This is a genomic window from Janthinobacterium saanense, from assembly GCF_014200675.1.
Classification (GTDB): domain Bacteria; phylum Pseudomonadota; class Gammaproteobacteria; order Burkholderiales; family Burkholderiaceae_D; genus Janthinobacterium.
Window position 1 is genome coordinate 43,692 of the sequence record NZ_JACHCI010000021.1, and the last position, 13,397, is coordinate 57,088.

General features: G+C 58.2%; 12 protein-coding genes. 6 read left to right on the plus strand and 6 right to left on the minus strand.

Annotated elements, in window-relative coordinates:
• Positions 1–71: 71 nt before the first annotated feature.
• Positions 72–1,214 (plus strand): hypothetical protein, encoded by a 1,143-nt coding sequence (locus tag HDE72_RS22695; protein ID WP_183746174.1) that lies wholly within the window; start codon positions 72–74, stop codon positions 1,212–1,214.
• Between the two features lie 230 nt (positions 1,215–1,444).
• On the opposite strand, the gene HDE72_RS22700 is transcribed toward HDE72_RS22695, so the two are convergent.
• Entirely contained in the window at positions 1,445–1,903 is a 459-nt protein-coding gene (locus tag HDE72_RS22700; protein ID WP_183746176.1) for a GNAT family N-acetyltransferase, read from the minus strand.
• 453 nt (positions 1,904–2,356) lie between these two features.
• Between HDE72_RS22700 and HDE72_RS22705 the strand changes: the two genes are divergently transcribed.
• Positions 2,357–2,836, plus strand: coding sequence for a GNAT family N-acetyltransferase (locus tag HDE72_RS22705; protein ID WP_260176870.1), 480 nt, complete (start codon positions 2,357–2,359; stop codon positions 2,834–2,836).
• Between the two features lie 101 nt (positions 2,837–2,937).
• On the plus strand, positions 2,938–3,828 hold the full coding sequence (locus HDE72_RS22710) for a ChaN family lipoprotein (RefSeq protein ID WP_183746179.1): 891 nt from the start codon (positions 2,938–2,940) through the stop codon (positions 3,826–3,828).
• On the opposite strand, the gene HDE72_RS22715 is transcribed toward HDE72_RS22710, so the two are convergent.
• A complete protein-coding gene (locus HDE72_RS22715) occupies positions 3,829–4,236 on the minus strand; it encodes a PRC-barrel domain-containing protein (protein WP_183746182.1) in 408 nt (135 codons plus the stop codon).
• Positions 4,237–4,481: 245 nt separating this feature from the next.
• Here HDE72_RS22715 and HDE72_RS22720 point away from each other — a divergent pair, with 245 nt between their 5' ends.
• The 3 genes from HDE72_RS22720 (at position 4,482) to ftsB (ending at position 7,941) form a co-directional block, all read left to right on the plus strand.
• Complete coding sequence (locus HDE72_RS22720; protein ID WP_183746185.1) at positions 4,482–6,131, plus strand: CTP synthase; 1,650 nt, start codon at positions 4,482–4,484, stop codon at positions 6,129–6,131.
• Positions 6,132–6,284: 153 nt separating this feature from the next.
• Entirely contained in the window at positions 6,285–7,568 is a 1,284-nt protein-coding gene (gene eno / locus HDE72_RS22725; protein WP_183746188.1) for a phosphopyruvate hydratase, read from the plus strand.
• Positions 7,569–7,620: 52 nt separating this feature from the next.
• A complete protein-coding gene (ftsB, locus tag HDE72_RS22730) occupies positions 7,621–7,941 on the plus strand; it encodes a cell division protein FtsB (protein ID WP_183746191.1) in 321 nt (106 codons plus the stop codon).
• A gap of 218 nt (positions 7,942–8,159) precedes the next feature.
• Here the strand turns inward: ftsB and HDE72_RS22735 are convergent, their stop codons facing one another.
• The 4 genes from HDE72_RS22735 to hslO all read right to left on the minus strand — a co-directional run bounded on the left by HDE72_RS22735 (position 8,160) and on the right by hslO (position 13,385).
• A complete protein-coding gene (locus HDE72_RS22735) occupies positions 8,160–8,438 on the minus strand; it encodes a hypothetical protein (protein WP_183746194.1) in 279 nt (92 codons plus the stop codon).
• Between the two features lie 174 nt (positions 8,439–8,612).
• Entirely contained in the window at positions 8,613–9,731 is a 1,119-nt protein-coding gene (locus HDE72_RS22740; protein ID WP_409254980.1) for a glycerophosphodiester phosphodiesterase, read from the minus strand.
• 11 nt (positions 9,732–9,742) lie between these two features.
• Positions 9,743–12,169 (minus strand): TonB-dependent receptor, encoded by a 2,427-nt coding sequence (locus tag HDE72_RS22745; RefSeq protein WP_183746200.1) that lies wholly within the window; start codon positions 12,167–12,169, stop codon positions 9,743–9,745.
• Positions 12,170–12,401: 232 nt separating this feature from the next.
• Positions 12,402–13,385, minus strand: coding sequence for an Hsp33 family molecular chaperone HslO (hslO, locus tag HDE72_RS22750; protein WP_183746202.1), 984 nt, complete (start codon positions 13,383–13,385; stop codon positions 12,402–12,404).
• Positions 13,386–13,397: the final 12 nt, after the last annotated feature.

Consider the following 13,397-nt stretch of genomic DNA (forward strand, 5'->3'; position numbering starts at 1 on the left):
ATTTTGTTAAGGCTCTGTGCCTGTGTATGGTTAGGCTGAAGTGGTTCATCTCTTACTCACAGGAGCCACTCATGCGATCTTTTCTTCTGCGTTGCCTTATCGTTTTCCTGCCTTGTAGCGTGGCGCTGGGCGCTGCTCCCGATTTCACCAGTACAGAAGGCATGGCGAAAAGTTGTGCCGGTAACTTGAATGTCGCTCCGGCCGCCACGCCGCAGGCGCAGCAAGCCTGGGTGATATGCCGCGACATTGCGACCCTACAGCGTCTGTTTCGCTTGAGCGATCGTTACCCTGAACTTAAAGAAGGGCAGCAGCCCACGAAACAGCTGGACCAGGAAGGCTTGCGCATCGCATTTGCCGCTTTGCGCAACGAGTTGCGGACCACCAGGCAGGTGCTGGAAAAGATCCGCTTGCACAGCAAGGAGGATGGCCTGTTGTTGGTGCCCGCCACCTGGAGCAGTGATTTGAATGGCGACGGCACGCTGACACCAAGTGAAAAGTATGCATTTGCCATCCCCAAGCGGCAGGTGGCCGAGACGGAGGAAGAAGCCGACACCGAACAGTACTACCAGCAGAATTACCAGCTCGATGCGCGCTTTCGCGTCGACCAGAGTGATATACAGTGGCTGCTTGGCTATCACTATTTCCTGGAAGCAGCTGCCGAGCTGAGCGCCGCATTCGATAATCGCCCGGGCGCACCCACCATGCGTGTACGCGATCCTGGCGCCCTCTTGCGCGCGCATGGTTTGTTGTTGTCGGCGTTTCGCAGTAGTGACACGTTGCGCAAATTGGTGCTTGCCGAAACAGATGACGAGGATGAGTGGATCGCCCATCCTGGCCAGCGCAACAGTGTTTTTCCCGAACCCTTGAGTGCAAACGATTTTCGCGAGTGGGAAACGCTGATAGCTCATATATTGCCCGTACTGGAAGGCAAGCAATTACTTGCTGCGACAGAAGGGGCCAGCATGTTTGAATCCCTTTTTACTGATCTGTGTCCGGAAAATCAGGGTTTGAATGTCGCCAGCCTGTTCCGCCGTCAGCGCAATGACGTATTGGTGCTGGGCAAGCAGCCCGTCAGGTTTGTTGGCTGTCAAGCTATCACGGCGCGCCATCCAAAATCACCGCTACTGCGTTACCTGGCGTGGCCAGTGCAGCGTGGGCTTGAGAACGCGCCGGCTGGCATGGCCATGCTGCGCAAGCTGTTGTGGGTGAATTGAGCAGTTTTGATCAGTTTCTTCGCTCTTGCGCAATTCGTTCCGCTCCAGCTCTTTCTACGATGGATATATGAAGCTCAGCAGATCAAGCAAGCCGTGTAGAAAGACGCGTATGTCTTTAAACGATAAGCGTGGCAAATGCGTACTCGCCGTGAAGGCCTGCTTCCGTCCCATTGCAGTCATTCAGTTTGCCAGTAATCGACTACGGCGGGAGGCGCTCGTTACGTCGGATTTTACCTGACTAGTGCCAGGCAGTAAAAGCGGTCTGCTCCACTTTCTGGTAGTGGGTCCGGGCCACGAACCCATCCCAAGGACTCATACAGGTGAACCGCAGCCCCCATGTTGCCCCAAGTCTCGAGTTCCAGTTGAGTCAATTTATGGATTACGGCCTGTGCTATTGCCTCGCTCAGCAGCGTTCGGCCGATGCCCTGTCCTTGCATGCTCGCATCGACGTGGAAGCCGAACAGCTTGGCGATAGCCCCCTCCATACGCTGAATTGCAAGGCAACCGACCAGTTTGCCATCTACCTCTGCCACCAATTCGATTTCGTTAGCGGTGTTGGCTAGACCAAGCGCACCAATGGCAGCATCCAGGGTGTCAAAATCCACGATTAAGCCGAAAGAAGCCAATGATTTCCGTACCAGAGCCTTGGCGCCGGAATTATCGGTGGGAAGAGCTTTACGGATTAACATTTCTACCTCTTAAGTGATTCAGAGCAATGATTCTATGCGAGAGCTCTGCATCAGTCGAGTGAGAGCCATTCTTCTCATCCATTACGGACCGTCTGGTATTGGTCGAACCCGGCCGGTGATCATAGAGATAACATCTTGCTGATCCAGAAATCTTCGAAAGTTCGCAATTCTGTACGCGCCATATCTGGCTGTGCTGCACGAGAACGCGTTGCGGCGCTTTGTGCGATTGGGTGACGACGACCTATGCGGACGAGCGGGCGGCGGCGACCATGAGTATGTCCAACTGCCATCGAGATTGTTTGTGTACAGGCTCGTGGGCCATGTTTCAGTGTGATTCATGACTTTTAGAAAGCACATTGAAACATCATTTAATTCAATGATTTGAACCGCCATTTGTCGCTTGAGTTGAAGGTTTATTCGACTATCTGGCCGCTGCTATGGCAAACTTGCCAGATGAACCAGCTTATTTCCTCTTGCCTTATCCGTCCTGCCACCATCGCCGATGCGCCCGCCATCACCGCCCTGATCGGTGATTTGATGCCTTTCCTGACGCTGCATCCGAACGGGGAGGGCGCGGAAAAGTTTATCGAGCACTGCCGGCTACCAGCTATTGAAAATTATCTGTCGCAGTCCCGCTATCATTACCAGCTGGCGCATATCGAAGGCGTGCTGGCTGGGGTGGTGGCCATGCGCGACAATACGCATCTGTTCCATATGTTTGTGCCGCGCGCCATGCACCGGCGGGGTATGGCGCGCCGTTTATGGCAGGCCGCCCGCGACACCTCGCTGGCCAACGGCAACACGACCGGCTTTACCGTGAATTCCTCGGTGTATGCCTTGCCGCTATATCAAAACCTGGGTTTTATCGCGACGGGGCCGAAAGTGGAGATGGATGGGATTGCCTTCGTGCCGATGCGCATGGCGCTGGCATAGTTTAAAGCCGGACATATCGTGGTGTCATTATAGTAAATGAGAATCATTTCTATTAAAATGATGGCCATTGCTGTTTTTGCAGCGCTTTCAATAAGGCCGTCATGAAACTGTCCCTGTCCTTCCTTGTGTCCGCCTGCGTGCTTGCCTTGAGCGCTGGCAGCAGCGTGGCAAGCGACGTTGCTCCAGCCGCTGTAACGGCGCCAGCATCTGTGCCCGATGTCAGCCAGCTGGGCGAGATTATCGACTTGCGCAGCGGCCAGCGCATGAGTGCCGATCAGTTGCTCGATCATCTGGCGGCCGCGCCGCGTGTGATCGTGGGTGAGCAGCATGATCAATTGATCCATCATCAGATAGAGCAATGGCTGCTGCAGCAATTGCAGGGGCGGCGGCCGCAAGGTAGTGTGTTGCTGGAAATGCTGAACCCGGACCAGCAAACCAAAGTGGAGCAGGCCAAGCTGTGGCTGAAGGAGCATCCGCAAGCAACGCCTGATCAGCTGGCGCAGTTACTGGCATGGCAGGCGAGCTGGAAGTGGGATCAGTATGGTCAGCTGGTGATGGAAGTGATGCGCGCGCCGTATCCGGTCTGGTCGGCCAATCTGGACCGCAGCGAGATCAGGCAGATGTTTGTAGATAAGCCAGCCGTGCAGGGCAAGTTTTCCGATTTTTCCAATGACGCCAAGGTGCAGGGCCGGTTAAAAGACATCATCCGCGCAATGCATGACAATCAGATCGATGAACCGCGCCTGGCCGCCATGCTGGCGATCCAGCAGCAGCGCGACCGCCGCATGGCTGAGCGTTTGCTGGAGGCCCCCGCGCCCGCCTTGCTGATTGCTGGCGCCTATCATGCGCACCAGGATCTGGGCGTGCCGCTGCATGTGCAGGATCTGACGGGCGGTGCAGCACCGCTGGTGCTGGTGCTGGCCAAGCGCGGCGCGGCTGTGAGCAAGGCGCAAGCAGACCTGGTCTGGTATGCGCCCGCTTCTGATCAATAATCAGTCATTGCGCGGCGTGGTGCCGTAGTAAGTGTGTAGCTCATTGGCCCAGGCCTGGTCGGCCATGTTCGGCCAATTGTCGGTATCGAAGCCGGGCGCGTCTGCTATGCGCTCCTTGTCGATGTTGAGCGTGAAGCGTTTGTTGACGGTATCGAGCAGCAGCGCTTCCCAGGGTACGGCAAACAGTTTTTCGCCGATGGTAAATACGCCGCCGTGCGACAGGACGGCGTAGGCGATTTTGCCGCTGCGCATGTCGATCATGATTTCCTTGATTTCACCCAGGTGTTCATCCCGGGCGTTGTGCACATGGTCGCCGATCAGGGTGTCGGCACCCATCAGTTCAGGGCCGGGACCCTTGTGGCCCCGATTGACATACATGCCGTAAGCGTCGCGTTCTTCGTAGCTCATGATGGACCTCCGTTGAAAAATGCCAGTGTGATCCTGGTGGAAGAGGAGGTCTGTTCGCTCCATCACACAAGATATGGAATTGGAAATATTTCAAATATTTCCAATTCGTAATAATGTTGTGCGTTGGCACCACGCCGGGCGTCGATGACGGCATTTGGCGCAATTTTCCGCGCAGGGCAAGTTCTCGCTGCGGGCTTTAGTGTATAATTTCAATTTCCCGCACGTGCCGTTCGGCACCATCTGCAATGACCAAATTTGTCTTCGTCACTGGTGGCGTTGTGTCTTCCCTTGGAAAAGGGATTGCCGCCGCCTCTCTCGCCGCGATCCTCGAATCGCGCGGCCTTAAAGTCACCATGCTCAAGCTCGACCCGTATATCAACGTCGATCCTGGCACGATGAGCCCTATGCAACACGGTGAAGTTTTCGTTACCGACGACGGGGCCGAAACCGACCTCGACCTCGGCCACTACGAGCGCTTCATCTCCACCCGCATGAAAAAGGTGAATAACTTCACCACCGGCCAGATCTATGAATCGGTGATCCGCAAGGAACGCCGCGGCGAATATCTGGGCAAGACCGTGCAGGTGATTCCGCATATCACCAATGAAATCCAGGACTACATCCGTCGTGGCGCAGAAGGCTACGACGTGGCCTTGTGCGAAATCGGCGGCACCGTCGGCGATATCGAGTCCTTGCCATTCCTGGAAGCAGCCCGTCAGCTGAGCCTGCGCGCTGGCCGCAAGAACACCGCGTTCGTGCACCTGACTTTGGTGCCTTACATCGCTTCGGCCGGTGAACTGAAAACCAAGCCTACCCAGCACTCGGTGCAAAAGCTGCGCGAAATCGGCATCTTGCCAAACGCGCTGCTGTGCCGTGCCGACCGTGCAATTCCGGAAGACGAGCGCGCGAAGATTTCGCTGTTCTCGAACATCGAGGAAGATGCCGTGATTTCCGTCTGGGACGTCGACACCATCTACAAAGTGCCGCAAATGCTGCACGATCAAGGCCTCGACAAGATCATTTGCGACGCGCTGGACTTGAATCCTGCGCCAGCCGACCTGTCGGTCTGGAGCAAGCTGATCTACACGCTCGAGCATCCGAAGGCGGAAGTGACCATCGGCATGGTCGGCAAGTATGTGGAATTGACCGAGTCGTACAAATCGCTGATCGAAGCGCTGCGCCACGCCGGCATCCACACGGAAAGCCGCGTCAACATCGAGTACATCGATTCGGAAGAAATCGAAACCACCGGTTGCGAGAACCTGGCCAAGTACGACGCCATCCTGGTACCGGGCGGCTTCGGCAAGCGCGGCGTGGAAGGCAAGATCAAGGCTGCCCAGTTCGCCCGCGAACACAAGATCCCTTACCTGGGCATCTGCCTGGGCATGCAGGTCGCGCTGATCGAGTACGCACGCAACAAGGCCGGCATGGCGAACGCCAATTCGACCGAGTTCGACCGCGATACGGATCAACCGGTGGTTGCACTGATCAATGAGTGGCAAAACCACGATGGTAAAGTCGAGTTGCGCGATGAAAACTCGGACCTGGGCGGTACCATGCGCCTGGGCGCGCAAACCTGCGCCGTCAATCCGGGCACCCTGGCTGCCGAGATCTACGGCAGCGTGGTGACCGAGCGTCACCGTCACCGCTACGAAGCCAATAATCACTACCTGGCCCGTGTCGAAGCGGCTGGCCTGATCGTTTCGGCCCGTACGCCTAGCGAAGATTTGTGCGAAATCATGGAATTGCCACGCACGGGCGACAATGCCCACCCATGGTATATGGGCGTGCAATACCATCCTGAGTTCAAATCGACGCCACGCACTGGCCACCCGCTGTTCACCTCGTTTATCAAGGCAGCGCTGGCACAGAAGGAAGCCACCGCCGCCGCCTGATAGCGGGCGAGATAGCGTAGTACCACCGTAGCACGACTCCCGGCACGCCATTTCTTCACTGAAACGTCTGCCGGGAGTTTCTTTGCCCCCTTTGTGCAATTGCGCGTCAGAATGCAGTGCGCAGCCCCGTTACGCTTAACTTTGGAGAATGATATGAGTGCTATTGTTGACATTATCGGTCGTGAGATTTTGGACTCGCGCGGCAATCCTACCGTCGAATGCGACGTGTTGCTGGAATCGGGCGTGATGGGCCGTGCGGCCGTACCGTCGGGCGCCTCGACCGGTTCACGCGAAGCCGTCGAATTGCGCGATGGCGATGCCAAGCGTTATTTCGGCAAGGGCGTGCTGCAAGCATGCGAAAACATCAACACCGAAATCTCCGAAGCCATCATGGGCCTGGACGCCAATGAACAGGCTTTCCTGGACCGTACCCTGATCGACCTGGACGGCACGGAAAACAAATCGCGCCTGGGCGCCAACGCCATCCTGGCCGTCTCGATGGCCGTCGCCAAAGCTGCTGCTGAAGAAGCCGGCCTGCCGCTGTACCGCTATTTCGGCGGTTCGGGCGCGATGCAGATGCCAGTACCGATGATGAACGTCATCAACGGCGGCGCACACGCCGACAACAACCTGGACATCCAGGAATTCATGATCATTCCCGTGGGCGCCCCGTCGTTCAAGGAAGCGGTACGTTACGGCGCCGAAGTGTTCCACACGCTGAAAAAGATCCTGCACAAGAAGGGTTTGAATACCAATGTAGGCGATGAAGGCGGATTCGCGCCATCGCTGGCCAACCACGAAGAAGCCATCAAGCTGATCATCCAGGCGATCGAAGAAGCCGGCTACGAGCCAGGCACGCAGATCGCCATCGGCCTGGACTGCGCCGCTTCCGAGTTCTACAAGAACGGCAAGTATGAAATGGAAGGCGAAGGCCTGAGTCTGACCGCTACCGAATTCACCAACCTGCTGGCGACCTGGTGCGACAAGTACCCGATCATCTCGATCGAAGACGCGATGCATGAAGGCGACTGGGACGGCTGGGCGATTTTGACGGCCGAACTGGGCAAGAAAGTGCAACTGGTCGGCGACGATCTGTATGTCACCAACACCAAGATCCTGAAAGAAGGCATTTCGAAAGGCATCGCCAATTCGATCCTGATCAAGATCAACCAGATCGGCACCCTGACCGAAACTTTCGCCGCCATCGAAATGGCCAAGCGCGCCGGCTACACGGCCGTCATTTCGCACCGCTCGGGCGAAACGGAAGATTCGACCATCGCCGATATCGCTGTCGGTACCAATGCCTTGCAGATCAAGACCGGCTCGATGTCGCGTTCGGACCGCATGGCCAAGTACAACCAGCTGCTGCGTATCGAAGAAGACCTGGGCGACGTCGCCAGCTACCCTGGCCGCGATGCGTTCTATAATCTGAAGTAATCGTAACCTACAGGCCGGCCGGAGAAATCCGGTCGGTTTTTACCGATACCCCATGCGCCTCATTACGCTCGCCCTGGCAGCCCTGCTGCTGTTGATACAATACCCGCTCTGGCTGGGCAAAGGCGGCTGGCTGCGCGTTGCCGACATGGAAGCGCAAGTGGCGGTAGCGAATAAAAAGAATATGGAATTGAAGGCGCGTAACGACAAGCTCGAGTCCGAAGTGCGCGACCTGAAAGATGGCACTGGCGCCGTCGAAGAGCGTGCCCGCTATGAGCTGGGCATGGTCAAACAGAATGAAATTTTCGTGCAGATCGTGCGCAAGGGCCAGACCCCGGCGCCTGCACCAGCCGACGCCACTGCTGCGCCGCGCTAAGTATTCCTGCCCCTGCCAGCCTGGACCGATTGCCAGGCTGCTGCGTCAAACTTGTTGCTACTCTACTGCGTACTTCTACTGCTTGCTGCTTAGAACTTCGCTTTGCCCGTCATGATCAGGTAAAAGTGGATGCCGGTAACGGCGACGGCAAGAACGATCAGGCCGGATTCGATAATCATCATGATGTTTCCTTGTTAGTAAAAGTTGGGTATCGGGTATTAGCCACGGGATGCCATGAAGCGCAACTCTGCAGCCAGGTTCGGCATGAATTTCTCGTGACGCATCGCTTCCGAGTTCAGCAGGGCGATATCGCGCTGGCTGGGACGGGTGTAGCGCTGGTCTTCGGTACTGGCGATAACTTCCTTCTGGGCCAGTTCGCTGTAAGGTTTGCTAGCGAGCAGGGCGCCCAGGAAGGCGCGCGCGGCGCGGCCGAGGTTGCTGAAGTAGCCGTCGTTGTTGCCGCCGTTGTTGCTGTAGTGCGTGCTGAATGTGGACATAGATCCTCCATAAAAGTGCGTTGTTGCAGTGCACAATAATGAATTTTTTGATATGCGTCCAATTTCAAATCCCCATTTCAGAAATTCACAGCGTGAATAAGAAGGGCGTCACCACTGGCGACGCCCTGAAATGAAAATTGTTACAAGATATGTAAACGGTGCTGCAGGCGATACTTAGCCGGCAGCCAGGCGACCAATCCCCGGATCATCGCTGAAGAAGCCATCCAGACCCGTCTGGATGTAGCGCTTGATTTCCGCCACGGAACCGGCTTCGTTGCGGGCATTCTCGCCATTGCCATCGCGGAAGTCGGCTGCCAGGAAACGGTTTTCCGGGCGGAAGGTCCAGGTGTGCAGCAGCAAGCCTGCCTGGTGTGCATCGTCGACGATGGACGTCGGCGGCGCCAGGCGCTGGTCGGCGCCCAGCGGTATCACGTCGCGCGTCGGCGGCGCCACCACGTCGGCATAGGTGGCGATGTCGCGCATGCCGGCCGGCGAGACCATCTGGTGGAAGGTCAGCTTGCCGCCCGCCTTGGCCACATCCATCGGACGGATATCCATGTTCACCACCAGCTGCATCAGGCGGATGTTGGCGCGGTGGCCCAGTTTTTCGCGCAGATACTTCAGGTTGGCCACTTCAAACGACTGGATTTCCAGCGGCGCACGGCGCGTGTACTCGTGTTCCAGGATGATGGACAGGAAACGGTCTTCCATCGCCAGGCCCGCATCGCGGAAGTAGGTCGAGCTTTTCAGCTCGGGCACCAGGCCGATCACGCGGCCGGTGGCGGCCGATTGCGCTGCAACAAATTCGATGATTTCTTCCCAGGTTGGTATCTGGAATTGGCCATCGTACAGGGTGTTGGCGGTACGGATTTGCGGCAGGCGCTCGATGGCGCGCAGGGTTTTCAGCTCGTTCAGGGTGAAATCATCGACAAACCAGCCGTCATGCATCTGGCCATCGACCATGCGCTTGCCGCGCCGGTTGGCAAACTCGCTGCGTTTGGCCACGTCCGTCGTTTCGATCAGATTGCTTTCATGGCGCGCCACCAGCACGCCGTCCTTGGTCGAGACCAGGTCTGGCTCGATGTAGTCGGCGCCATCGGCAATCGCCTTGGCGTAGGACGCAAACGTGTGCTCGGGGCGCAGGGCGCTGGCGCCCCGGTGGGCGAACACTTGCGGACGGGCCGTCGGCAAGGTCAGCATGCTGGCGGCAAAGCTCGGCATGGCGCTCAGGGCCAGGCCACCGGCCGCTGCCTGCATGAAATTGCGGCGCGAAAAGTGCCGCTTCGGAAGGATAGGAGTGCGCATCAGAAGTCCGCAGTCAAAGTCAGGAAGCCCTGGCGTGGGGCGATCGGGAAGGTGTTGTAGGTGCCGCTGGCTGCACCGACCACCACGTTCAGCACGCCCTGGCGATTGGCCAGGTTGCTGACGGTAGCGCGCCAGCGCGGGTTTTTCAGCCAGCTGGCCAGATTCGGCAGCTTGCCCGACACGCCCAGGCTCATCAGGAAATAGCTGGAGACGGACAAATCGTTGGTGTAGGTGGCATAGCGCCGGCCCACGTAGTCGCCGATCAGCTGGACGTCGACGTCGCCGATGGTGGCCGAGGCCACGGATTTGTTGAGCCACTCGGGCGAACCTGGCACATCCTTGCCAGCCGTCGGTACCAGGGTGGTGCCGCTGAGGTAATCGTCGGCGTATTTCGAGCGGTTGTACGACAGGGCATTGTAGAACGAGAAGTTCTTGCCGAAGTGCAAGGTGCCCGCCATGTCGATACCATCCGTGCGCACGCTACCCACGTTGGCCAGCACCGGGTTGCCGCCGATGATGGACGAGATCACTGCAGTCGGGCTGATTTGCAGCAAGCGGTTGCTGAAGTCGACGTGGTAGATATTGACCTGGCCATCGATGCCGGTGACAGGGCCCAGGTCCAGCGGGTGGCTGCCGCGCACGCCCACTTCATAGGTAACGGCGGTTTCCGGCTTGGCAGTTTGCTTGAACAGGTCGAACGCGGCCTGGTTGGCCAGGCTCCATGGCGAGGCGCCGCCGCCGCCATAGGTCACGAACTGGCGCATGTTTTGCTGGATGTTGAAATACAGCTGGTCTTTCGAGGTGAAGTCCCAGCGTCCGCCTACCTGTGGCAAGAACCATTTTTTGGTGGTAATCGAACCGACCGGCAAGGCGGTCGAGCCGCCAGCAATCGCGCCTACCAGTGGCTGCACCGGGAATTGGCCATCGGCAAATTGCAGGCTGGACTTGAAGCCCGCTTGCAGCGACATATTCGGGCGGATATTCCATTCATCCTGTAAGTGGAACTGGGCTACCTTGGTATCCATCACGCTGCCGTATTGCGTGATCAAAGGATCGGTCGGGCGGTCATATGGCGAGCTCGGATTGTTCACGTCCAGCGCATACCAGCGGCGGTAGGCCGACGACTTGTTTTGTTCCAGCCAGACGCCCGCTTCCAGTTGATGGTCGCCCATTTCCTTGCGCAGGGTGGAAACCAGGCCGCCGCGGTTGATCTTGTATTCGGTGGTGCGGGTGGCGTAGCCGGAACCGCCAAACACCTGTTTCAGGTTCTGGTTCGGGTAGTACACGCTGAACAGCGCCGGCAGGCCAGCCACGCCGATCGGGCCGGCGACCACGCCCACGCCGTCATCGTTGTGGAAATACACCTGGTTCGACCAGGTCGTGCCTTCGGACAGGTTGGCGTCGAACTTGGCATACGCCAGGTAATCGGTGCGCTGCGCATCGCTGTAGTAGTTGCGGTAGTTATTGCCATCGGCAGCCGGCGTGGCGCCGGTTGGCGACAGATAGTTCAAGGCCGAATTAAAGTCGGGGTACAGGAATGGGCGCGTATACGGCGCGCTGGTTTCGCCTTTGACGTGCACGGTGCTGTCTTCGTTCGGCTCGGTCTTGTCCGAGTAGTTGAAGAACAGGGTCAGCTTGCCGGCGTCGCTGCGGTTGACGAATTTGGCGTTGACCTGGTCGCCGCCCTGGCGGCCGTTGAAATCCCAGGCGTGCGCTTCGTGGTGCAGCACCGAGATATAGGCGCTGTTGCCGTCGCCAAACACACCGGTGTCATAGCGGGCAAAGGTGCGTGACGTGCGGTAGCTGCCCACCGTTTGCTGCACCGTGCCGCCACGCTTGGCCAGCGGGTCGCTGGAATAGGTTTCGATGGTGCCGCCCAGGTTGCTGGTCGAGGCCGTGCCGACGTCGCCGGCACCGGAAGACAGCACCACGCTGCGCACGTTTTCACTGATCACGGCGCGCTGTGGCGACAGGCCGTTGTAGTTGCCGTACTGCTGGTCGCCCAGTGGCACGCCATCCATGGTGTAACCGAGTTGCTGGCCCGAGAAGCCGTGCACGAACAGCGACAGGTTTTGCTCGTTGTTACCCCATGGGTCGGATGTCTGGAAGCTGACGCCAGGCAGGGTTTGCAGCGCCTTGAGCGGATTGGTGCCCGGCAGGATTTTTTGAATCTCATTGCTGTTCAGGGCAACTGAAGAGCGCGTCTTGTTGGAGGAAATCTGCACGGTAGCCATCGGCGCCGCGCTGCCATCATCGGCCGGGGCAGCCGCCGCGCCTGCCGGGGCGGCCATTTCGCTGGCGGCGGCGGTGACGGCGGCAGCAGCGGCCGTTTGCGCCAGCGCGGGCATGGACAAGCCCGCTGCGCAGGCGCCCAGTAAGACATTAAAGGAGTGACGGCGCAGCGCCAGCTTCAAATTCGAGTTCATCAATCAGCCTGTGGGGGAAAAGTATGGGGGTTGATACAAGCTGCGCAGCGTATAGCCGCTGTATGACGCGTTGATGACGGCTTCGTGACGGGAGGATGACAAAAACGGGGTGGCAAGCGCGCCGCCCGTGGGGCGGCGCGAGGGTGTTGCAGAGAATTACATTAAAATTTGGTAATGTTGAAGTGGTAACCGAAGGTGTTGTTTAATTTAGTTATTTAATCAAGCAACGCAATTAGTTAATGCTCGATGCCGGCGGTATCAGCACTTCGGCAGGCGCGTCGCTGGCGAACAGCTGCGCGCAATCGACCTTGTCGAAATCATAGTGCTGGCCGCAGAAATCGCAGTTCACGCCCACATGGCCTACTTCTTCCAGGGTGCTGTTGACTTCTTCTTCGCCCAGCATCTTGAGCATATTGCCCACTTTTTCACGGGTGCAAGTGCAATGGAAGCTCGGGTGCAGCGGATCGAACACGCGGATTGTTTCTTCCCAGAACAAACGCTGCATCAGGGTGTCGATGTCGGTGGCCAGGATCTCTTCCTCTTTCAGGGTCGAGGCCAGCATCACGGCGCGGTTCCAGGTATCGAGCGCGTCTTCTTCCGACACGGGCGTCGCCTCTGCCTTGCCGCCGTGATGGGGCAGCTTTTGCAGCAGCAGGCCGCGCGAAGTGGTGTCGTCGGTGGCCAGCCACAGACGCGTGTCGAGCTGTTCCGAGCGCAGCATATAGTTTTCAATCACGGTCGCCATATCGTCGCCGTCCAGCGGCACGATGCCCTGGTACGGCTGCTGGCCTGGCACCTTGTCGGCCGGGTCCAGGGTGATGATGAAGCGGCCCTTGCCCGTGGCGTTCAGCAATTGCGGCACGGTGGCGCCATCCGGCACGGCGGCGTCCGGGTCCAGTTTGGCGGTGGCGCGCAAACGCAGGTCGGAATCGCACTCGACCACCATCAGGCGTACCGGACCGTCACCATGGATTTGCATGATGATGGAACCGTTGAATTTCAGGTTGGCCGACAGCAGGGCGGCAGCAGCCACCATTTCGCCCAGCACTTTTTTCACGGCCAGCGGGTAGGCGTGGCGCGACACCACTTCCTGCCAGGTGTGGGAGACATCGATGAACTGGCCGCGCACGGCGGCGTTATCGAAAATGAATTTCTGCAGGGTATCCTGGCCTTCGGTGGCTGCGTCCACTGTCACTGCGCTGGTATCGGTCGTCATGTGTTTATCCAA